Genomic DNA, 19,896 nt, shown 5'->3' with positions numbered 1-19,896 from the left:
CATTTGGTCCCTCGCCGGCATCTTTTCCGCCGGTGAACAGCCTGCCGAAACCGGGTTTACGGGGAGGGCGGCACCAGGCAGAGGAAGACATCACATGCAGCAAAGCCGCCGCCCGCTCCCGGAGGTCTTCCGGGTGCGGGCTGCGGCTTTGGCGTTGCCATGGCTCCAACCATGGCGGGGAGGAACTGCTGTCCTGGCCTTACTGTCCTTGGCCCGGCTCAGAACCGGCACCGGCAGACGGCGCATCCGGCGGGGTGGCGGCGCTGTGCTTGCCACGCCCGGCCAGGTACAGCGCGGCTGCTGCCTGGATCTTGCGTTCCTTCAGGAGCTTGCGCTGCAGCCTGCTGAGCTCCGCCGCAGTGGCGGCCTGCTTGGCGGCAACGTCCTGCTGGGAGCGAAGCTGCTCCTGGATGTCCAGGACCAGGCCGCCCAGTTCCACCTGCTGGCGGGCCAGCAGGTGCTGGGTTTCCTGCAGTTTCTGCAGGGTGGCAGCGGCGCTGGCAACGGCATCGGCGATTTTATCCGCGTTATCCGCAGACCGCAGGTCCAGTCCGTCCGAACTGAAGCTCCGGGCGAAGACTTCCTCGAAGTCCTCCGTGGCTACCCGGCCGGACGCTGCTGCCGCAGCGGCAGCACCGCCGTCGTACCTCTTGGCCGCCGCAGCGGGCACTGCGGCACGTGATGCACTGCGCGTGGCCATTCCGGTCCCGGCGAGGGCGTCACCGGCGAGGGCGTCACCGGCGGGGGCATCCCCGTTCGGAGCGTCCGCGGAGACCATGGGCAGCTGGCCGGTCATGGTCGCGGTCATGCCTGCTTCACCGGCGGCGTTGGCTTCAAGCGCCTTTTCAGGGGTGATGTCAACGGTCTTGCGCAGCGGCACTTCCTTGATGAAGATGACGGCGATGAGGGCAACCACACTGACCGCGGCGGAGATCATGAAAATGCCTGCCGTGGCGTCACCGTAGGCGGCGCGCATGATGTCAGCGATCGGGGCGGGCAGGTCCTTGAGGTCCAGCGTTGCACCGCTGTTTCCGGAAGCCTGAATGCCGAGTTTCGCGAGGCCGTCCGTGGCCAGGTCCTTCACGTGGTTGGCCATGACCGCGCCCAGGACGGACACGCCGATGGCACCGCCCACGGAGCGGAAGAAGGCCACGGAGGCGCTGGCGGAGCCGATGTCCTTGGCCTGTACGGTGTTCTGGACGGCCAGGACCAGGTTCTGCATGAGCATGCCCAGTCCGATGCCGAAAATGCCCGTGTAGAGGCCGGTCTGCCAGAGTTCGGTGGTGTGGTCCATGGTGCCGGCGAGTGCCAGGCCGCCGATCAGCAGGACGGTGCCGCCGACCAGGAATCGCTTCCACTTGCCATAGCGGCTGATCAGCTGGCCGGAGACGACCGAACCGATGAGGTTGCCGGCGATCATGGGCAGGGTCAGCAGGCCGGCTTCGGTGGGCGTGGCGCCGCGGGCCACCTGGTAGTACTGGCCCAGGAAGGTGGAGGAACCGAACATCGCCACGCCGACGGCAACGGAAGCCACGATGGCCAGGGCGGTGGTGCGTTCGGAGATGATCTTCAGCGGGATGATCGGCTGGGACACCTTGGACTCAACCAGCACCAGCAGTGCGAGCAGGAGGACGCCGCCGCCCACCATCACTGCGGTCTGCCAGGACCACCAGTCGTAGTAGTCGGCCTTACCGGCGAAGGAAACCCAGATCAGGAGCAGGCTGACGCCGGAGGTGAGCAGGATGGCACCGAGCCAGTCGATCTTGGCGGGCCGCTTGACGTGCGGAACCTTCAGCGTCACCTGGAGCAGGATCAGGGCGACGACGGCGAGCGGGACGCAGACAAAGAAGGTCCACCGCCAGCCAAGGGAGCTGTCCACGATGAAGCCGCCCAGCAGCGGGCCGCCGGCAGTGCCGACCGCCATGACCGCGCCCATGTAGCCGGAGTACTTGCCGCGTTCACGCGGCGGAATGATGGAGCCGATGATGGCCTGTGCCAGGGCGGTGAGGCCACCCATGGCGATGCCCTGGATCACACGGGCGGTGAGCAGGAACGGGATGCTCTCGGAGAAGCCGGCCATGACCGAGCCGGCCACGAAGATCACGATGCTGAGCTGGACCAGGACCTTCTTGTCAAAGAGGTCGGCGAGCTTGCCCCAGATGGGGGTGGTGGCGGCGTTCGCCAGCAGCGCGGCCGTGATGACCCACGCGAAGTCCGTCTGGGTGCCCTTGAGCTCGGACATGATGGTCGGCAGCGCGTTGGCCACGATGGTGCTGCTGAGGATCGCGGTGAAGAAGGCAGCCAGAAGGCCGGTCAGGGCCTCCATGATCTGCCGGTGGTTCATGGGCGCGCCGGGTTCGTGGCGTTTGGATTGCCGCGACTCCTGTTTAGCGGTCCGCTGGCGCTGGCGCTCCTGCTCCTGGTCCGCGGCGGCGGTGACGTTAGCCATTAATGGACTCCTGCTTTTCATGTTCAGTGGTGGTTCCGGCCGCCCTTGCCCGGATGGAATTCTTCAGGGATGCGGTGAGCTTGTTCAGCATCGCGGCTGTTGCAGTGGCGTCGTCCTCGTTCCAGTCGGCGAGGTATGCCTGCAGCGTCTCCGCCCGGTGCTGCACCAGCTCTGCCAGCTTCGCTTTCCCCTGCGGGGAGAGTGCCAGCAGCTGTGCCCGGCCATCCTCCGGATCCGGGGTGCGGACCACCAGGCCCGCATCCGCCAGCTCGGCAACGTGCCGGCTGAGCACCGGCGCACTGACCCCCAGGCGCTCTGCAAGGTGCGCGGCCCGGGTCTCCCCTTCGCCGATGAACCTGAGCACGCCCTGGAGGGCGATGCCGGTGTCCTGGCCTTTGGCGTTGATCATAGTGACGCAGCGCAGCGCGCGCTGCAGGTCATAGATGTGGCTGACAAGGTCGGCTGCAGTGGCCGGTGCGACAGACATGATCCTCCCTAAAGGATTAGTTGCTGCAAGCAACTGTATCAGGAAAAGGTTGCTTAGGGAAACGAACTTGCCAGGAGGCAGGTAGAAGCAGAAACTCCCCCACTTCCAGCAGGAAGTGGGGGAGCTCCAGTACGAAAGGGTTGCGGTCAGCCGCCCAGGTGGGTGGGACCAAACATCTTCAGCAGGGTTTCAACCACGACGACGTTGGGCCCGTCGGCAGCGAATCCCGCCTTCAGCGCGTCCCCTACACCCTCCGGCGCCACCCGCATGGCCGGCACGCCAAAGGATTCAGCGAGCTTCACGAAGTCCGGCCGGGCGAGTTCGGTGGCAGTGGCTTTGCCGAACGCGCCCACCATGTACTCGCGCAGGATGCCGTAGCCGCCGTCGTCCACTATCAGCCAGGTGACCGGGGCATTGTGCTGCCTTGCCGTCGCCAGTTCCGCGATGGAATACATGGACGAACCGTCCCCGGAGACGGCAAGTACCCGTGCTGGCTTGCCCAGTGTTTCCAGCCCCACGGCCGCGCCAATGGCACCGGGGAACGCGAAGCCCAGGCCGCCGGCACCCTGCGCGGAATGGAACTGTCCCTGCCGCGCGTCCCAGCAGGACCAGCCCCAGTACGCGGCGATGGTCATGTCCCAGAAGGTCTGCATGTCCGCCGGAACGGCCTCACGGATGTCGGCCATGAACTTCAGTTCCTTGGCCAGGTCCTGCGATTCCAGCCGTGCGCGGACCTTGGCGAGGGATTCCCTGATTAGTTCTTCCGGGGTACTGCCATGCCAGTCCGGCACTGCAGTCCCTCCGGGCTGCAGCGCTTCATCGAGGGCCGCGAGCGCCTGGCCGGCGTCGGCCCGAATACCCAGCCCCGGCCTGTTGGACTCCAGCACGCGGGGCTCAGCGTCGATCTGGATGATCCTGCCCCGGGGCTCGAAGGTGAAGTAGTTGGAGGTGACCTCGCCAAGGGACGAGCCGATCACCACCAGGACATCGGCGTCCTCCAGGACGTCGGTCATGTAGCGGTCCTCAATCCAGGATTGCAGGGACAGCTCATGGTTCCAAGGGAAAGCGCCGTTGCCGCCTGGGGTGCAGATGACCGGTGCGCGCAGCTTCTCTGCGATCGAGAGCAGCGACTTCTCCGCCCTCCCGCGGCGGGTCCCGCCGCCGGCGATGATGGCCGGGCGTTTTGCTGCTTCCAGCCACTTCACGGCCTCGCGCACCAGTTCGATGCGGGGCGGGTTGTCCGCCGCTTCGGCAAGGGCATCCTCCACCGGCGGAACCATGATCGGATCCAGGAGCACATTCTGGGGGATCTCCAGCCATACCGGCCCCTGGGGCGAGGAGATGGCCTCGGTCCAGGCGTCCTGGATCGCGGAAGGGATGCCGGATGCGTGCTGGATGAGCCGCTGGCTCTTGGTGACGTTTGCCGCGGAGGCTTTCTGGTCGTCCAGCTGGTGCAGCATGCCCTTGCGCCGCGCGCCCAGGCCCTCCAAAGGAATCTGGCTGGCCACCACCACCATGGGCACACCCGTGGCGTAGGCCTCCTGCAGGCCGGCGAGCGAGGTCAGCGCGCCGGGGCCGGTGGAGAGGAACAGCACGCCCACTTCGCCGGTGGCGCGGGAGTACCCGTCTGCGGCAAAGGCGCTGTTGTTTTCCACCCGGGAGGAGACGAAATGCAGGTTGCCGCGGCCCATGGCGTCGAAGAGGCCCAGGGCGTGTTGGCCCGGGATGCCGAAGACCGTCTTGGCTCCCAGCGCTTGGAGGGTCTCGACGACGAGGTCCCCGCCATTGCGGACGCCGCTCCCCTGTGCCGGGGCGGGCCCGTCCGATGCCGTCACGGCCCTACTCCTTGGTGGCGGCCGCGAAGCCGGCGGGGCGGCGGGCTTCCTGGCCAAGAGCCTGCGCCGCGTATCCGTTTTCCGCGCCAATACGGCTTCCGGGAGCGGCGTTGTCCGCCATGAGGGTCACCAGTTCGTAGGCGACGTGGCTGGCGGCAACGCCGGTGATCTCCGCGTGGTCATAGGCGGGAGAGACTTCGACGACGTCGGCACCCACCAGGTTCATGCCGCGGAAGCCCCGGATGATCTCCAGGAGTTCGCGGCTGGTGATGCCGCCGGCCTCGGGAGTGCCGGTACCCGGAGCGTGGGCGGGGTCCAGGACGTCGATGTCCACGGAGATGTAGAGCGGGCGGTTGCCGATCCGGTCCCGGACCTTGGCCACCGTCTCCAGCACGCCCTGGTAGTAGACGTCCGCGGAGGTGACGATGCCGAACCCAAAGCGGTGGTCGTCGTCGAGGTCCTTCTTTCCATAAAGCGGGCCGCGGGTGCCGATGTGGCTGATGGCCTCGGTGTCCAGGATGCCTTCCTCCACCGCCCGGCGGAAAGGCGTGCCGTGCGTGTATTCGGCGCCGAAGTAGGTGTCCCATGTGTCCAGGTGGGCATCAAAGTGGAGCATGGCAATGGGTCCACCCGCACGTTCGGCGGCGGCGCGCAGCAGCGGCAGGGCGATGGTGTGGTCCCCGCCCAGGGTCAGCAACTTGCTCCCCGCGGCGGTGAGGTCCAGCGCGTTCTGCTGGATGGTCTCAATGGCGTCGTTGATGTTGAACGGGTTGACCGCCATGTCCCCGGCATCGGCCACCTGGATGTTTTCGAACGGGCTCACATCCCAGGCGGGGTTGTAGGGACGCAGCAGGCGGCTCGCCTCGCGGACATGATTGGCGCCGAAGCGGGCTCCCGGACGGTAGGAAACGCCTGAGTCAAAGGGGACGCCCACTACCGTGACGTCGGCTTTGTCCACCTGGTCCAGGCGCGGAAGGCGGGCATACGTGGCAGCTCCGGCGTAGCGGGGAATCCGGGATGAATCGATGGGGCCAAGGTTGCCGTTGGCTTCAATGCGCAGCTCTTCCAATGGAGGCCTCTCCTTCGAGGAGTTGAGGGGACTGGTGTGACTGCCATCATACACCCCTGTTTCCCTGTGAGCATCAGGTGTTTACCTCCTGCTCGGCGCGCAGAGGTTCCGATGGTACTTTCCTCCCCAGTTACTTCCGGCGCCGCGCCACCTTGGAATTCGCGCTCCGCGAGTTTCCAGCATTTCCGACGCTGGAGCCAGGCAGGCGGAGAAAGTAAGTGGGCGGGAACGCACCCGGCACCGCACGGGGTTGCCCACATAGGGACGGCGGCGGGTTCCAGATGTCCTCCCACGCGCCTCAAATAACCTGGTGGACATCATCGAATACCTGCACCAATGCGGCGGTGTGGCCAGGTCTGGCCAATTCGTCGAGGCAGGGTTCCCGCGCCGGGACCTGCTGAAACTCAAGGATCTCGGCGTCGCCCAGCCCAAGAGGGGCGTATTCGCCCTGCCGGGCTGCGACCCCCATCTCCTGGTGGCCGTCATGCACAATGCCAGGCTGAGCTGTGCCAGCGCCGCCGCCTATTACGGCCTGTGGCTGCGCAACCCACCCGAACGCCCGCATCTGGCGTGCAATCACGGACACGGCAGCGGCTTCATCCGGCATCGCACGGTCAGGTTCCAGGGCAACCCTTTACTCCCCGTTGCAGCCATCGAGGACGTAGCCCTGCATGCCCTGACGTGCCTGGCGCCACCGGCGTCCACCGCGCTGGCAACCTCAGCGATCAGGCTGCACGGAGTGCCCCGCGAACTGCTGGCGTCCCAGCTGCAGGCAGACCGCTCCGGAACCGCCCGCCGCATCCTGCGCGGGCTGGATCTGCGGGCAGAATCCATTGTTGAGGTCGATGCCCAACACCTGTTCCGCAGCCAGGGCATCGACTACGAACCACAGGTCTTCCTCCCGGGGATCGGTCGCGTGGACTTCCTGATCGCAGGGTTTCTGATTGTGGAGATTGACGGCTTTGCCTTCCACTCCAAACGCACCGATATGCTTCGGGACCGGAAGCGCAATAATGCCGCAGCCGTCAGCGGTTACGCCGTCCTTCGCTTCATGCCGGAGCACATCTGGTTTGATCCCGGCTCGGTCGTCAGGGAAATCAGGACGGTACTGGCGGGAGGCCAGCGGAGCCCGCGCCGATAAGGGGGCAGTCCAGCCCAGTTACCCCGCCCCATGGCCCTGCGCATCAGGGCATTCCGCAGAAACCGGGCAGCACTACTGCGGAGGCACGGCGGCAACCGGGCAGGAGTGCACAGAGATCAGCGGCTGGCCGCGGGGACCAGGACCCAGAGCACCTCGACCGGCTTATCCGTGGGGTTGACCCAGGTGTGGGGTTCGCGGCCGGGGAAGGTAACCGTGTCGCCGGTGCTGAGGTCGTATTCCTCGTTGGTCAGGATCAACTTGATGGACCCCTTGATCACGTGCAGCACATCCACGTCGCAGTCCACGGCGTAGAGCTCGGACTCGCCACGGCCGTGCGGTTCGATGACGGCCTGGATGATCTGGACCCGGCGTTCCGAGCGGGCAGTCAGGAGGCGTTCCACGATGCCCTGGCCGCCCAGCGAAATCCGCGGGCCGTCGTTCCGCTTGGTCAGGTGGGTTTCAGGCGCGGCAAAGAGGTCGCCAATGGAAATGGACAGCACTTGGCACAGCGTCACCAGGGAAGCAACGGAGGGCGAGGTCAGGTCCCGCTCCACCCGGCTCAGGAAACCCTTGGTCAGCCCGGTGGCGTCGGCTACCTGCTCGATGGTGAGCCGCTGGGACTGCCGGGCGGCCCGGATCCTGGAGCCGATGGCAACCGGGACGTTGCTGGGCTCAACTGGCAGTGCCTTCATCTACGAACCTTTCATGGCCGGCAGCCCGGCTCCACTCTCGAGCCATACTAATGGCCGCCGCTTATGTGACGCGCGGATGCCACACGGGCAATCCCCAGCCACTGGCGCCCCTTGACTGTTGCAGCCGTCACACTCTAGTCTGTGGAAACTCCTGTTGCCTATAGGGCAATTCCAGGAGCCGTTTCCGTTCGTCCGCGGCGGTTCCGGGCGCCGTCGCCCCCGGTCCCACACCCGGCGCCCAGCTGCTCCAAGGAGCCATCTATGGATGCACGTGCCATCAACATCGCCATCGTGGTGGTGTACCTTCTCGCAATGCTGGCCTTCGGCTGGTGGGGCAAGTCCCGTACCAAAAACAACAGTGACTTCCTGGTGGCAGGCCGCCGCCTTGGCCCGTTCCTCTACACCGGAACCATGGCCGCCGTCGTCCTCGGCGGAGCCTCCACCGTTGGCGGCGTGGGGCTCGGCTACAAGTTCGGCATCTCCGGCATGTGGCTGGTGGTGGCCATTGGCGCGGGCGTCCTGCTGCTGAGCCTCCTCTTCGCTGGCACCATCCAGAAGCTGAAGATCTACACGGTGTCCCAGATGCTCTCCTTCCGCTACGGGAGCAGGGCAACCGAAGCCTCGGGCATCGTCATGCTGGCCTACACACTGATGCTTTGCGCCACCTCCACCGGCGCCTACGCCACCATCTTCGTGGTGCTGTTCGGCCTGGATCGGGCGCTGGCTATCGCCATCGGCGGCGCCATCGTGCTGGTGTACTCCACCATCGGCGGCATGTGGTCCATCACCTTGGCGGACCAGGTGCAGTTCGTCATCAAGACCGTGGGCATCTTCTTCCTCATGCTCCCGTTCACCCTGAACGCCGCCGGTGGCCTGGACGGGATCCGCAGCCGGGTGGACGCCAGCTTCTTCCAGATGGACGGCATCGGCGTCCAGACGATCATCACCTACTTCGTGGTCTACACCCTTGGCCTGCTGATCGGCCAGGACATCTGGCAGCGCGTGTTCACCGCCAAGACGCCCAAGGTAGCCCGCTGGGGCGGCGCCACGGCCGGCATCTACTGCATCCTCTACGGCGTGGCCGGGGCCCTGATCGGCATGGCCGCCAGCGTGGCCCTCTCCAACGTCAAGATCGCCGCCAAGGACGACGTTTACGCAGAGGTGGCCCAGAACCTGCTCCCCGTCGGCATCGGCGGGCTGGTCCTGGCAGCCGCCGTCGCCGCCATGATGTCCACCGCTTCCGGCGCCCTCATTGCCGCTGCCACCGTTGCCCGCGCCGACGTCCTCCCGTTCGTGGCCGGCTGGTTCGGCAAGACGGTCAACACCGGGGACACCGAGAACCCGGAGCATGACGTCAAGGCCAACCGCATCTGGGTTCTTGCCCTGGGCATTGTGGCCATCGTCATCGCCATCATCACCAAGGACGTGGTGGCGGCCCTGACCATCGCCTACGACATCCTGGTGGGCGGGCTCCTGGTGGCCATCCTGGGCGGACTCGTGTGGAAGCGCGGCACCGGCCTGGCCGCCGCGGCCTCCATGGCCGTCGGCTCCGTCGTGACCCTGGGCACCATGATCATCCTCGAAATCAACGCCAAGGCGCCCCTGGACGGAATTTACGCCAACGAGCCCATCTACTACGGCCTGATTGCCTCCGCCGTTGTCTACATTGCGGCGTCACTGCTCACCCGGCCCACGGACCCCGCAGTTATGCAGGCGTGGCAGCGCCGGGTTTCCGGGCAGGAACCCGAGGACGCCCCGGAGGAAGTCCTCGCCGGCCGCTGACAAATAGAATCCCCGGCAAAGATATAACGCACGACGGCGGCACCTCCTTTCGCTTTACCGCGAAAGGAGGTGCCGTCGTCGTAAGTCCTACTCCTCCATGTCCTAGCTCTCAGTGTCGCGGGGCTCGTCGTCATCCAGCGGGACCTCGCGGTCCTCGGCATCGATGACCACCGGCGGCGACTGGACCACCGGCTCCTCCTCATCAATCAACGCGTCCTCCGCGTCCCAGTCCGCATCGTCTACCGGTGCATCCTCGGCGTAATCGTAGGCGGGGTCCGCTTCCACGGCGTCCAGGTGCGGCATGTCCGGGTGCTGTCCGGTGGTGCTCATGATTCAACCTCCGTAGGTTCGCCTGACGTGCTCTTTCGGGAGGGCGCAGCCTGCGCCACACCTTCATCACAGCACCGGCCGGCCGGACGGGTCAATAGCCGCCGGAGCCCGGGAAGAAGGCCGGGAACGCAAGCGCCAGGGGCCCTTGGTTTAAGGCAAACCGAAACTTTGCAGCGAGGTTTGCCAGCCAAAAAACCGCGGAAATCCGCAGTAGGCTGGCAGGGCAAAGGCGCGAAAACATGCCCTTTCCAGCCCAGGAGTATCAGTGTCGCAGCACGCCCAATCCAATCCGCATGCCATACCCCAGGAGGCCCCGCACACCGTGCAACCCCAGCCCTCGCCGTCGAACATCAAGCGGTGGCGCCAGTACCTGGCCGATGAGCGCGCCGAAGCCGCCGTCTACCGTGACCTGGCACAGAACCGCGAGGGGGAAGAGCGCGCCATCCTCCTGGCCCTGGCCGAGGCCGAAGGCCGGCACGAGGCACACTGGCTGGCACTGCTCGGTGAGCACGCCGGCAAACCCAGGAGGGCATCCACACGAAGCCGGTTCCTGGGGTTCCTGGCCCGGCACTTCGGCTCCGTGTTCGTGCTGGCCCTAGCCCAGCGCGCCGAGGGCCGCTCCCCTTACGCCAAGGACCCCAACGCCACCCCGGCCATGGCCGCCGATGAGCAGATCCATGAGGAAGTGGTCCGAGGCCTGGCAACGCGCGGCCGCAACCGCCTGGCCGGTACGTTCCGCGCGGCCGTCTTCGGGGCCAATGACGGTTTGGTCAGCAATTTGTCCCTGGTGATGGGCATGGCCGCATCCGGTGTGGCCAGCAGCGTGGTGCTGCTCAGCGGCATCGCCGGGCTCCTGGCCGGCGCCATGTCCATGGGCGCAGGTGAATTCATCTCCGTCCGGTCCCAGCGCGAATTGCTGGCCGCCACCCGTCCAACGCAGATCACCCTGGCGGCGGCGCCCAAGCTGGACCTCGAGAACAACGAACTCCTCCTGGTGTATTTGGCCCGCGGGATGTCCCGGGAAGCGGCGGAACACCGGGTTGCCGAGCGCACGGGCCAGTTGTCCTGCGACTGCGATCCCAGCCTGTCCCTGCAGCCGGAGCTCGCGGAGGAAGACGACCGGCACGAGGCAGTGGGCACGGCGTGGGGAGCCGCATTGTCCAGTTTCTGCTTCTTCGCCTCCGGCGCGGTCATCCCCATCCTGCCCTTCGTGTTTGGCATGACCGGCGTCGCAGCCCTCGTCGTGGCAGGGGCCCTGGTGGGCATTTCCCTGCTGGCGACCGGCGCCGCCGTCGGCCTGCTGTCCGGCACGTCCCCGCTGACCCGCGGGCTGCGGCAGCTGGCCATCGGCCTGGGCGCGGCCGCCATCACGTACCTGCTGGGCATGCTGTTCGGCACGGCGGTGGGCTAGCAGCCAGCAGCGGCTTTTCATGGAGGTCCTTCGGCAACGTTCAGCGTTCCCGGAGGACCTCCACTGCTTCGTCCACCGTGTCCACCAGGAAAATGTAATCCGCCATGGCCCGGCCGGCCGCGAGGCTGCGCAGCATGGGCCAGGCCGGGTATTCCTGCTCCCAATGGCGCCGCCCCACCAGTACCATGGGCGCCACCTTTTCGCGGGCGCCGTAGTAGTTCTCGCAGGCGTCCTGGAAGATCTCCTGCACTGTGCCGGCGGCGCCGGGCAGGAAGACAATCCCGCCGTGGCACAGTTCCAGCAGGATTGCCTCCCGGATGGCGTTGGCAAAGTATTTGGCGATGTGCGTGGCAAAGTAGTTGGGCGGCTCGTGCCCGTAGAACCAGGTGGGGATGCCAAGCGAGGGCGTCCCGTCCGGATGGCGTTCGACGACGGCGGCGGCCGCACGTGCCCACGCCGACACCGAGGGGCGGAACCCGGGAACAACGGCGAGCGTGGCCAGCGCTGCCTGCACGTCGCCGTCGGACGCCTGGCTCAGGTAGGCGCCCAGGTTCGCCGCCTCCATGGCACCCGGCCCACCGCCGGTAGCCACCGAATGGCCGTCGAGGGCCAGCAGCCTCCCCAGCCGCGCCGCCTCCGCGAACTCCCGACTGCCGCGCGGCGCCGCGTGGCCGCCCATGACGCCGACGATGGACCGTCGGGTCCAGGTCCCGGAGCGGGTCAGCTCGTCCAGTGCATCACCGATGGCATGGTCGTGCAGGGCAGAGGCCAAGGTTGAGTCCACCCGGTGCCGCTGGCCCGGCTGGATGCTCCAGTGGTAGATGCGCGCGTCCGGCACCTCCTCATACGGGGACGTGGCCAGTCCGGCGTACAGCTCAGCCGGGGAATACAGGGCCGCCCGGTAGGGATCGAACGGGACACCTTCCAGCCTGGGGAAGATCAGGGCTCCGCGGCTCCGGAGGTAGCCCTCCATGCCGTCATCGAAGAGGCAGCCCAGGAACATCGCGCCCTCGACGCTCACGCTTTTCAGTGCTGCCGACCGGCCCCGCAGGTCCAGCGACTGCGCATGCCAGCCGTGCAGGTTGACGGCGCCGCCGGCCACCAGGCGGTCGAAGCTGGCCAAGTCCTGGACCTCGAGGGTGCGCGGGCGGGGACCAAGGCTACCGGCAAAATTCATGATTGTTGTCCTGCGGCCCACGTCATGGTGCCAGCCTAGCCACCCAACGCAAACGCGGGGGCGGGAGGAGGCGTCCTTCTCCCATGCGTCCCTACAACAGGACAACCCTCCGCTCCTGTATCACAGCAGCCGTGGAGCACCCTTGACCGTCCCGGTGCGACTGCTACGATCGAGAAGGGACTATGTCCTATCAAGAGAACATATGGCGGCAAAGTGCCCCCAGCGCGCCTGTCCCGACCGGGCGGCGCTGCATCAAACCGACACAAGGGACGCATCGTGGCGAACAATCTGGGACTCACCATCGACCGCTCCTCCCCCGTGCCCCTGTACCACCAGGTGGTCCAGGGTATTGAAGCGGCCATCTACAGCGGCGCACTGGAACCCGGCAGCCGACTGGACAACGAAATCGACCTGGCGGCCCAGCTCAACCTGTCCCGGCCCACCATGCGCAAGGCCATGGACGAACTGGTCCGTTCCGGCCTCCTGGTGCGCAAGCGCGGTGTAGGAACCCAGGTGGTCTCCAGCCAGGTCCGCCGCCCGCTGGAACTCTCCAGCCTCTATGACGACCTCACCAACAACGGCAAGAAGCCCACCACCGACGTCCTGAGTTTCTCGCATGTGGAGGCGGATGACGCCACCATCGCCACGCTGCAGCTGCCGGCAGGCTCCAAGGTGTACCACTTCACCCGGCTCCGTAAAGTGGGCGGCAAGCCGCTGGCCCTCATGGAGAACTGGGTGCGCGACGATATCGCTGACATAGATGAGGCCATGCTGCGGGCCGAGGGGCTCTACTCCGTCCTGCGCCGCGGCGGTGTGAACTTCCGGCTGGCAACCCAGCGCATCGGCGCCAAAACCGCCGATGATTACCAGGCCTCCATGCTGGACACCGCGGCCGGGTCTGCGCTGGTCACGATGGAGCGCACCGCCGTGGACGATACCGGCCGCAGGGTTGAAACGGGCCACCACGTGTACCGCGCCGATTCCTACAGCTTCGAAATGACACTCGTCCAGCGCTAATCCAAGGAGCCAACTCCATGACCAACTGGGTCTACCCCCTGGGCACTGCCGGCCATGGCAAATGGGACATTTCGATCGGAACCCCCGATTCCTCCCTGACCGTGAACGGGTGGGCACACACCGGACTGAAGGTGGCCACCCTGGCCGCGGGCGCCGCCGTCGAACTTCCCGCCGCAGACGAGGAACGCATCGTGGTGCCCCTTACCGGGTCCTTCACGGTTAGCGTTGACGGCAGGGACTACCCGCTGGCAGGCCGGGCGTCGGTCTTCGCAGGCCCAAGCGACGTGCTCTACTCGGGCACCGGACGTGCGGTAAGCATCAGCTCCCCCGACGGCGGCAGGGTTGCCGTGGCCACCGCGCCGACCAAGGCGTCCTATCCCACCCGACTGGTATATGCAGCCGAAACCCCCGTCGAACTGCGCGGCGCCGGCAACTGCTCGCGCCAGGTCCACAATTTCGGCACGCCGGCAGCGCTGGAAGCCGACCGCTTCATCGTGTGCGAGGTCCTCACCCCCGCCGGCAACTGGTCCTCCTACCCTCCGCACAAGCACGATGAGGAGAAGGACGGCGAGACCTCCCTCGAGGAGATCTATTACTTCGAGACGCAAGTGGCGGCCGGATCAGGTGCTCCCTCCGACGCCGACGCAATCGGCTACCAGCGTGTCTACGCCTCCGACGAGCGGCCCATCGACGTGACGGCCGAGGTGCGCACCGGCGACGTCGTCCTGGTCCCCTACGGCTGGCATGGCCCGGCCATGGCAGCTCCCGGATACGACCTTTACTACCTGAACGTCATGGCGGGACCCGGTCCGGTGCGGGAGTGGCTGATCAGTGACGACCCGCACCACGGCTGGGTCCGGCAAACCTGGGAGAACCAGGACATCGATCCGCGTCTGCCGTTCCGCCCCTGAGCCTGGCTAGGACCGGACAAGCCCAGGCGTGTCAGTGGATGCCGCCACTACCTTGTGCTGCTTCTCGCTCCGCTTGGCGCCGGCCGCAGCGAAGGCCATGACGGCAAGGCCCGCAAAGGTAATCACTGCGCCGGCCCAGATGGGCGAGGTGTAGCCGAGCCCGGCGGTGATGGTGACGCCGCCCAGCCAGGCGCCCAGGGCGTTGCCCACATTGAAGGCACCGATATTGGCGCCGGAGGCCAGCGTGGGAGCCCCGGAGGCGTACTTCATCACGCGCATCTGCAGGCCCGGTACGGTGGCAAAGCCGAAGCCTCCCATCAGCACCAGGGAAATGACGGTGAGGACCGGGTCGGCGGCTGCCAGGGCGAAGGCCACGAGAACCGCGGTCAGCGCGGCGAGCACTACCAGGAGCGTGCGGTCCACGTTCCGGTCTGCGGCCTTGCCGCCCACAGTGTTTCCCACGAAAAGACCCACCCCGAAGACGATGAGCAGCCACGGCACGGTTGACACCGCGAAGCCGGAGACCTCCGTGAGCGTGTAGGCGATGTAGGTGAACGCGCCGAACATGCCGCCGTAACCGAGGATGGTAACAACGATGGACAGCCATACCTGACCGGACCGGAAGGCTCGAAGTTCGGAGCGAAGGCTGCCGGCTTGCTCTGCCGCACCTGCCGATTTGGGGACCAGCGCCAGGATCCCGGCGAGCGCGGCCACGCCAATTGCTGTGATCGCCCAGAACGTGGCACGCCACCCTGCGGCCTGGCCCAGCAGCGTTCCAAACGGCACACCCAGGACATTGGCCGCGGTGAGGCCGGTGAACATCAGCGCGATCGCACCGGCCTTCTTGCTGGGCGGGACCATGCCTGCCGCCACCACAGCGCCGATGCCAAAGAAGGCGCCATGTGAGAGGGCGGCAATGACGCGGCCCAACATCATGGGCCAGTATCCCTCCGCAGTGGCCGAGAGCAGGTTTCCTGCGATGAACAGCACCAGCAGTGCGGCCAGGACCGGCTTACGCTGGAAGCGCGTGACGGCAGCAGTCAGACCCAAGGCGCCCACTACCACGGCCAGCGCGTAGCCGGAGATGAACCAACCGGCCGAGGCCTCACTGACGCCGAAGTCCGCCGCGACCTGCGGAAGGAGCCCGGCAATGACGAACTCGGTAAGTCCAATGCCAAACCCGCCGAGGGCGAGTGCTATCAAGCCAACAGGCATGCGAATGCTCCTTTGAGCTATAGGTGTCGTTGTTCCCTTGACGGGATAGCGCCTAAGATAGTTGCAGACGCGGTATTTATTGTTGCACATGCAAATATACCGCGCAAGCAACTATCTTCGACCGCAGCTAGTGGTCGGGTTGCCGACCCTCTTGTAAGGAGTAAAAGCATGGGCATCAAGGACGACGCCGTCGAGGTCCGCGCCCAGGGCTGGCGAACCCTTGCAGCCCTGCACGGGCTGATTGAAACCGAACTGGAGCGCTCGCTGCAGGCAGAGTCGAAACTCTCAGTGGTGGAGTACACGGTGCTGGATGCCCTCAGCCGGCAGGATGGATGGCACATGCGCATGCAGCAACTGGCCCGTGCCACGGCTTTAAGCCCCAGCGCCACCACCCGGCTGGTCAACCGGCTGGAGGACCGCGGCCTGCTCACCAGGATTTTGTGCGACGACGACCGGCGCGGGATCTACACCGAGTTGACTTCCAGCGGGAGCAGTTTGCTCGCGGAAGCGCGGCCGGTGCACGACGCCACCCTGGAACGTGCCCTCGATGAGGCCATGGCCATCCCGGAACTGGCGCCGCTGGTGGATGCCCTGCCCCGGTTGCACGCCAGCACCTGAGCCCGCCGCACGCGCCGAAACGCCCCTGGGGATTCCCTCGGGGGGCGGTGCGGGGCGTTGCGGCGTGGAACAGGTGTGCCCGTTTGGGTTAGGAGAGCTGGGCTTCGGTGGTTGGGGCCTTGCTGCGCGCCACGTTCTTGAAGTAGTGCTCCAGGTCCTCGAGGCTCTTGTCCTTGGTCTCGGGAACGTACTTCGCGGCGAAGGCAATGGCGGCGACGCCGAGGACTGCGAACACGAAGAACGTGTTGGAGATGCCGATCGCCGCCAGCAGCTGCGGGAAGCCGAACCCGATCAGGAAGTTCACGATCCACAACAGGAAGGCCGACGCCCCCATGCCCAGGCCGCGGATCTTCAGCGGGAAGATTTCCGAGAGCATCAGCCAGGTCACCGGTGAGATGGCGCCCTGCTGGAACGCCAGGAACGTGACGGTGAGCGCCAGTATGACGAAGCCGCGGGCTGTGCCTTCCGGCAGGATCAGGGAGAAGAGGCCAATCAGCAGCAGCGCCGTGGTGGTTCCCACCTGGCCCGTAATCAGCATCCTGCGCCGGCCCACCTTGCCCAGCAGCCAAATTCCCACGAACGTGGCGAGGACTGAGATGACGCCGTTGGCGATGTTGGCTGTCAGCGCCGCTTCACGGCCAAAACCTGACTGGGAGAGGATCTGGGTCCCGTAGTACATGATCGAGTTCACGCCGGTGATCTGCTGGATCACCGCCAGGCCAAGGCCCACGAAGAAAATCCGGCGAAGCCACGGGATGCCAAGGTCCTTCCAGGACCCCATCTTGGACTTGTAGTCCTCCACGGCCATGGCCTTGACTTCCTCGAACTCCCTCCGCGCCTCTGCCTGTGACCGGATGCGCTTCAGGACGCTGAGCGTCGCCTCGAAGCTGCCCATGGAAGCCAGCCAACGGGGGCTTTCGGGCATGTAATTTATCCCGATCCACAGCGCGACGGCCGGGAGGGTGGCGATGACCAGCATCCAGCGCCAGACGCCGTGGGACTCACCGAACGAGTTGCCGAGGTAGGCGTTGAAGATAAATGCCAACAACTGCCCTGTAACGATCATGAGTTCGTTTTTGGTGACAATGCGTCCGCGCCGGTTGCTGGGCGATACCTCGGCCAGGTACACCGGAACAGTCACCGATGCCCCGCCCACGGCGAGCCCCAGGATGAACCGGGCGGCGATCATCACTTCCGTGCTGGGTGCAAAGGTGCAGCCCATAGTGCCCGCGAGGAAGATGAGAGCCAGCACCATGAGCATCCGACGGCGACCGTGACGGTCCGCCAGGCGGCCGCCGAACAGGGCGCCGAAGGCGGCACCAAACAACAGGGACGAGGTGACCAGGCCCTCGGTCAGTGGTGTCAGGCCCAGGTCCTCCTGCATATAAGGCAGCGCCCCGTTGATCACGCCGGTGTCGTAGCCGAAGAGCAGGCCGCCCAGGGTGGCGGTGACGGTGGCAGTCCGCAGTGCCCACTTGTGGTTCCCCGGCTCCCTTCCTGCCGTCCCACCGTGAAGCGAGGTCACGGGCGTCCTCATTGGACGCACCATTTTCCGGCCTCCGGCTGGTAGCGGAGGACCTTGGCTCTATTCTCGTTTTCGGCACAGACGCTGGACACCATCCCAGTATTCTGCCCGCCCGGGACGGCGATCTCGTTCCAGTTCCCAGGGAACGCGTCTGGAATCACATCCACGTCGCCGGGGACCGGGTGTCAGAGGATGGCCAACTCCTCCCCCTTTCCCGCAGCCTACTTATAGCGGCCTACTTGTAGAGGTCGGGCTTGGGGTTCAGCTTTACGGTGACCTTTTCGCCGTTCTTCTGCGCTTCGACGCCTGCTTCGCAGCACGCAGCGGTGGCGTACCCGTCCCAGGCGGAGGGGCCGCCGATGTCGCCCTTGACTGCTGCGTCCACCCATGCCTGGATTTCGACGTCGTACGCCGGGCCGAAACGTTCCTCGAAGCCCGGGGTGACGTTGCCGCCCCAACGGCCGGCGCTGCGGGTGTACGGGCCCTTGTCGCCGCCGATGCTCACGATGCCGTCCTCAAAGGAGGCCTGCGTGGCCACCTCGTAGCCAAACTTGGCGTTGACGTAGATTTCGACGTCGGCCAGGACACCCGACTCGGTTTCGATCAGCACGTGCTGGGGATCGTGCTGGCCGTTCGGGGCATTGCGGGTGGCCTTGCCCAGCCGGACCTGGACGCTGATGATTTCCTCGCCGGTGAAGTACCGGATCGCGTCAAACTCATGGACCACGGAGTCGTTAATGAGCATCTCGTTGGTAAAGCCCGGGGGCGTGTTGGGGTTGCGGTGCTGGTGGTGCAACATCAGCAACTCGCCCAGTTCATGGTTGCGGATGATCGAGCCGAACGTGGCGTATTCGGCGTCGAAACGGCGCATGAAGCCCACCTGGATGCGCTTGTGCCCCAGTGCCACCTCGGCTTCGACAATCTTCCAGGAGGATTCGGCGTCGGGCGTGAGGGGCTTTTCGCACAGGATCGGGATGTCCCTGGCTATTGCCTTCAACAGGATGTCCTGGTGCAGGAAGCCGGGGGTGGCAATCAGGACGGCATTGACGTCGCCATTGTCGAGGGCCTCTTCGGCGTCCGCCAGGGCCACTGCGCCCGGGATGCCTTCGACGGCGGCCTGGGCGCGGGCGAGGTCGACGTCGACGACGGCGGCAACTTCGGCTCCGTGGATGCGCTGGTTGAGGCGTTGGATGTGGTCTGCGCCCATACGGCCTGCGCCGATGACGGCAACGCGGAGGGTTTCAGTCATTGTTCTGGTCCTTTGGGTTCTGGGACGGTGCCGTGCTGGCTGTCAGTGCTGGTCCGTCAGCTGACGGTCGTGCGGGAGCCGCAGGACAGCAGGTAGTTGCGGGTGCGCTTGGCGATGGGCATGGGAACGTCGAAGGCCACGGGGTACATATCCTGCTCCACGATGCCGAAAATGGGCCGGTTCAGTGCTTCCACAGCTTCGATGACCGCGCGCAGGTCCGGCAGGCCGTTGGGCGGCTCGGTCATGACGCCGGCCAGGTTCGCGGCGGCCCACGTCATGTTTTCCTCGTTGACTCGTCTGAGGATCTCCGGGTTGATTTGCTTTAGGTGCAGGTAGCCGATGCGGTCCGGGTAGTTCTTGATCAGGTCCAGGCTGGAGGCGCCGCAGTATTCGGCGTGTCCGGTGTCCAGGCAGAGGTTGAGGTACTGCGGATCCGTGGCGCCCAGCAGCGTTTCGATGTCCTCCTGCGCGCCAACGTGGGAGTCGGCGTGGGAGTGGAACTGCTGCTTCAGGCCGAAGTCCTCCAGCAGGGTCTTGCCCAGGCGGTTGTGGCCGGCAAAAAGGTCACTCCAGGCTTTGTCGGTCAGGGTCCCGCTCTCCACCGCTTCGCCGGTGACGTCGTCACGCCACATGGCCGGAATCACAACCATGTGCTCCCCGCCCATGGCTGCGGTAAGTTCGGCCACCTTGCGTGCCGGCTCCCAGGCAGTTTCCCACTGGTCCAGGCCGCGGTGGAACGCCGTGAAGACTGTTCCGGCGCTGACTTTGAGGTCGCGCTGCGCGAGTTCCTCCGCCAGGCGGGCGGGGTCCGTGGGAAGGTAGCCGTAGGGGCCCAGTTCGATCCACTTGTAGCCGGACTCGGCTACTTCATCCAGGAAGCGTTCCCACGGGGTCTGCTTTGGGTCGTCCGCGAACCAAACACCCCAGGAGTCCGGTGCCGTGCCGATGATCAGCTTGTTCTCAGTCATGACAGCGTTGTCTTTCTTCT

At 66.0% G+C, this 19,896-nt stretch carries 17 protein-coding genes; 6 read left to right on the top strand and 11 right to left on the bottom strand.

Annotation, left to right across the window (positions count from 1 at the left end; all coding sequences use genetic code 11):
- Positions 1-199 precede the first annotated feature (199 nt).
- The 4 genes from LFT44_RS04085 to speB form a co-directional block, all read right to left on the bottom strand.
- Positions 200-2,449 (bottom strand): MDR family MFS transporter, encoded by a 2,250-nt coding sequence (locus tag LFT44_RS04085; RefSeq protein ID WP_236801236.1) that lies wholly within the window; start codon positions 2,447-2,449, stop codon positions 200-202.
- Complete coding sequence (locus LFT44_RS04080) at positions 2,442-2,936, bottom strand: MarR family winged helix-turn-helix transcriptional regulator (RefSeq protein ID WP_236801235.1); 495 nt, start codon at positions 2,934-2,936, stop codon at positions 2,442-2,444. The genes LFT44_RS04085 and LFT44_RS04080 overlap by 8 nt, the downstream gene beginning before the upstream one ends.
- Positions 2,937-3,082: 146 nt before the next feature.
- A complete protein-coding gene (locus LFT44_RS04075) occupies positions 3,083-4,771 on the bottom strand; it encodes a thiamine pyrophosphate-binding protein (RefSeq protein ID WP_236801234.1) in 1,689 nt (562 codons plus the stop codon).
- 4 nt (positions 4,772-4,775) lie between these two features.
- The gene (gene speB, locus LFT44_RS04070) at positions 4,776-5,840 is read right to left on the bottom strand and encodes an agmatinase (RefSeq protein WP_236801233.1); all 1,065 of its coding nucleotides are present in this window, start codon (positions 5,838-5,840) and stop codon (positions 4,776-4,778) included.
- Between the two features lie 310 nt (positions 5,841-6,150).
- Between speB and LFT44_RS04065 the strand changes: the two genes are divergently transcribed.
- The gene (locus tag LFT44_RS04065) at positions 6,151-6,981 is read left to right on the top strand and encodes a DUF559 domain-containing protein (protein ID WP_236801232.1); all 831 of its coding nucleotides are present in this window, start codon (positions 6,151-6,153) and stop codon (positions 6,979-6,981) included.
- Positions 6,982-7,097: 116 nt separating this feature from the next.
- Here LFT44_RS04065 and LFT44_RS04060 read toward each other — a convergent pair whose 3' ends face one another.
- The gene (locus tag LFT44_RS04060) at positions 7,098-7,673 is read right to left on the bottom strand and encodes a helix-turn-helix domain-containing protein (RefSeq protein WP_018769601.1); all 576 of its coding nucleotides are present in this window, start codon (positions 7,671-7,673) and stop codon (positions 7,098-7,100) included.
- Positions 7,674-7,934: 261 nt separating this feature from the next.
- Here LFT44_RS04060 and LFT44_RS04055 point away from each other — a divergent pair, with 261 nt between their 5' ends.
- On the top strand, positions 7,935-9,455 hold the full coding sequence (locus LFT44_RS04055; RefSeq protein WP_236801231.1) for a sodium:solute symporter: 1,521 nt from the start codon (positions 7,935-7,937) through the stop codon (positions 9,453-9,455).
- A gap of 102 nt (positions 9,456-9,557) precedes the next feature.
- Here LFT44_RS04055 and LFT44_RS04050 read toward each other — a convergent pair whose 3' ends face one another.
- Positions 9,558-9,785 (bottom strand): hypothetical protein, encoded by a 228-nt coding sequence (locus LFT44_RS04050; protein WP_236801230.1) that lies wholly within the window; start codon positions 9,783-9,785, stop codon positions 9,558-9,560.
- Between the two features lie 265 nt (positions 9,786-10,050).
- Between LFT44_RS04050 and LFT44_RS04045 the strand changes: the two genes are divergently transcribed.
- Complete coding sequence (locus LFT44_RS04045; protein ID WP_236801229.1) at positions 10,051-11,196, top strand: VIT1/CCC1 transporter family protein; 1,146 nt, start codon at positions 10,051-10,053, stop codon at positions 11,194-11,196.
- A gap of 40 nt (positions 11,197-11,236) precedes the next feature.
- On the opposite strand, the gene LFT44_RS04040 is transcribed toward LFT44_RS04045, so the two are convergent.
- Positions 11,237-12,373 (bottom strand): LOG family protein, encoded by a 1,137-nt coding sequence (locus tag LFT44_RS04040; protein ID WP_236801227.1) that lies wholly within the window; start codon positions 12,371-12,373, stop codon positions 11,237-11,239.
- A 276-nt stretch (positions 12,374-12,649) separates the two neighbouring features.
- On the opposite strand from LFT44_RS04040, the gene LFT44_RS04035 reads away from it, so the two are divergent.
- Together LFT44_RS04035 and iolB are read left to right on the top strand one after the other, a co-directional pair.
- Positions 12,650-13,390: a GntR family transcriptional regulator gene (locus LFT44_RS04035; protein WP_236801226.1), complete on the top strand. Its 741-nt coding sequence runs from the start codon at positions 12,650-12,652 to the stop codon at positions 13,388-13,390.
- Positions 13,391-13,407: 17 nt separating this feature from the next.
- Positions 13,408-14,301: a 5-deoxy-glucuronate isomerase gene (gene iolB / locus LFT44_RS04030; RefSeq protein ID WP_236801225.1), complete on the top strand. Its 894-nt coding sequence runs from the start codon at positions 13,408-13,410 to the stop codon at positions 14,299-14,301.
- 6 nt (positions 14,302-14,307) lie between these two features.
- Here the strand turns inward: iolB and LFT44_RS04025 are convergent, their stop codons facing one another.
- The gene (locus LFT44_RS04025; protein ID WP_236801224.1) at positions 14,308-15,516 is read right to left on the bottom strand and encodes an MFS transporter; all 1,209 of its coding nucleotides are present in this window, start codon (positions 15,514-15,516) and stop codon (positions 14,308-14,310) included.
- Positions 15,517-15,684: 168 nt separating this feature from the next.
- Here LFT44_RS04025 and LFT44_RS04020 point away from each other — a divergent pair, with 168 nt between their 5' ends.
- Positions 15,685-16,134 carry a MarR family winged helix-turn-helix transcriptional regulator gene (locus tag LFT44_RS04020; protein WP_236801223.1) on the top strand — a complete coding sequence of 150 codons (450 nt, stop codon included), beginning with the start codon at positions 15,685-15,687 and terminating at the stop codon, positions 16,132-16,134.
- A gap of 88 nt (positions 16,135-16,222) precedes the next feature.
- On the opposite strand, the gene LFT44_RS04015 is transcribed toward LFT44_RS04020, so the two are convergent.
- The 3 genes from LFT44_RS04015 to LFT44_RS04005 all read right to left on the bottom strand — a co-directional run bounded on the left by LFT44_RS04015 (position 16,223) and on the right by LFT44_RS04005 (position 19,876).
- Positions 16,223-17,659, bottom strand: coding sequence for a sugar porter family MFS transporter (locus tag LFT44_RS04015; protein ID WP_442863766.1), 1,437 nt, complete (start codon positions 17,657-17,659; stop codon positions 16,223-16,225).
- A gap of 235 nt (positions 17,660-17,894) precedes the next feature.
- The gene (locus tag LFT44_RS04010; RefSeq protein WP_236801221.1) at positions 17,895-18,908 is read right to left on the bottom strand and encodes a Gfo/Idh/MocA family protein; all 1,014 of its coding nucleotides are present in this window, start codon (positions 18,906-18,908) and stop codon (positions 17,895-17,897) included.
- A 56-nt stretch (positions 18,909-18,964) separates the two neighbouring features.
- On the bottom strand, positions 18,965-19,876 hold the full coding sequence (locus tag LFT44_RS04005) for a sugar phosphate isomerase/epimerase family protein (protein WP_236801220.1): 912 nt from the start codon (positions 19,874-19,876) through the stop codon (positions 18,965-18,967).
- Positions 19,877-19,896: the final 20 nt, after the last annotated feature.

It is taken from the genome of Arthrobacter sp. FW306-05-C (assembly GCF_021801725.1).
In the GTDB taxonomy this organism is placed as follows: Bacteria; Actinomycetota; Actinomycetes; order Actinomycetales; family Micrococcaceae; genus Arthrobacter.
The sequence above is the reverse complement of the archived record's forward strand: the minus strand, read 5'-3'. Positions and strand labels throughout refer to the sequence as shown.

Bases quoted from the DNA above. Each gene is read 5' to 3' on its own strand.
- LFT44_RS04010 (WP_236801221.1), bottom strand. From the start codon at position 18,908: ATGACTGAAACCCTCCGCGTTGCCGTCATCGGCGCAGGCCGTATGGGC.
- LFT44_RS04055 (WP_236801231.1), top strand. From the start codon at position 7,935: ATGGATGCACGTGCCATCAACATCGCCATCGTGGTGGTGTACCTTCTC.
- iolB (WP_236801225.1), top strand. From the start codon at position 13,408: ATGACCAACTGGGTCTACCCCCTGGGCACTGCCGGCCATGGCAAATGG.
- LFT44_RS04060 (WP_018769601.1), bottom strand. From the start codon at position 7,673: ATGAAGGCACTGCCAGTTGAGCCCAGCAACGTCCCGGTTGCCATCGGC.
- LFT44_RS04080 (WP_236801235.1), bottom strand. From the start codon at position 2,936: ATGTCTGTCGCACCGGCCACTGCAGCCGACCTTGTCAGCCACATCTAT.
- LFT44_RS04025 (WP_236801224.1), bottom strand. From the start codon at position 15,516: ATGCCTGTTGGCTTGATAGCACTCGCCCTCGGCGGGTTTGGCATTGGA.
- LFT44_RS04040 (WP_236801227.1), bottom strand. From the start codon at position 12,373: ATGAATTTTGCCGGTAGCCTTGGTCCCCGCCCGCGCACCCTCGAGGTC.
- LFT44_RS04020 (WP_236801223.1), top strand. From the start codon at position 15,685: ATGGGCATCAAGGACGACGCCGTCGAGGTCCGCGCCCAGGGCTGGCGA.
- LFT44_RS04085 (WP_236801236.1), bottom strand. From the start codon at position 2,449: ATGGCTAACGTCACCGCCGCCGCGGACCAGGAGCAGGAGCGCCAGCGC.
- LFT44_RS04050 (WP_236801230.1), bottom strand. From the start codon at position 9,785: ATGAGCACCACCGGACAGCACCCGGACATGCCGCACCTGGACGCCGTG.
- LFT44_RS04005 (WP_236801220.1), bottom strand. From the start codon at position 19,876: ATGACTGAGAACAAGCTGATCATCGGCACGGCACCGGACTCCTGGGGT.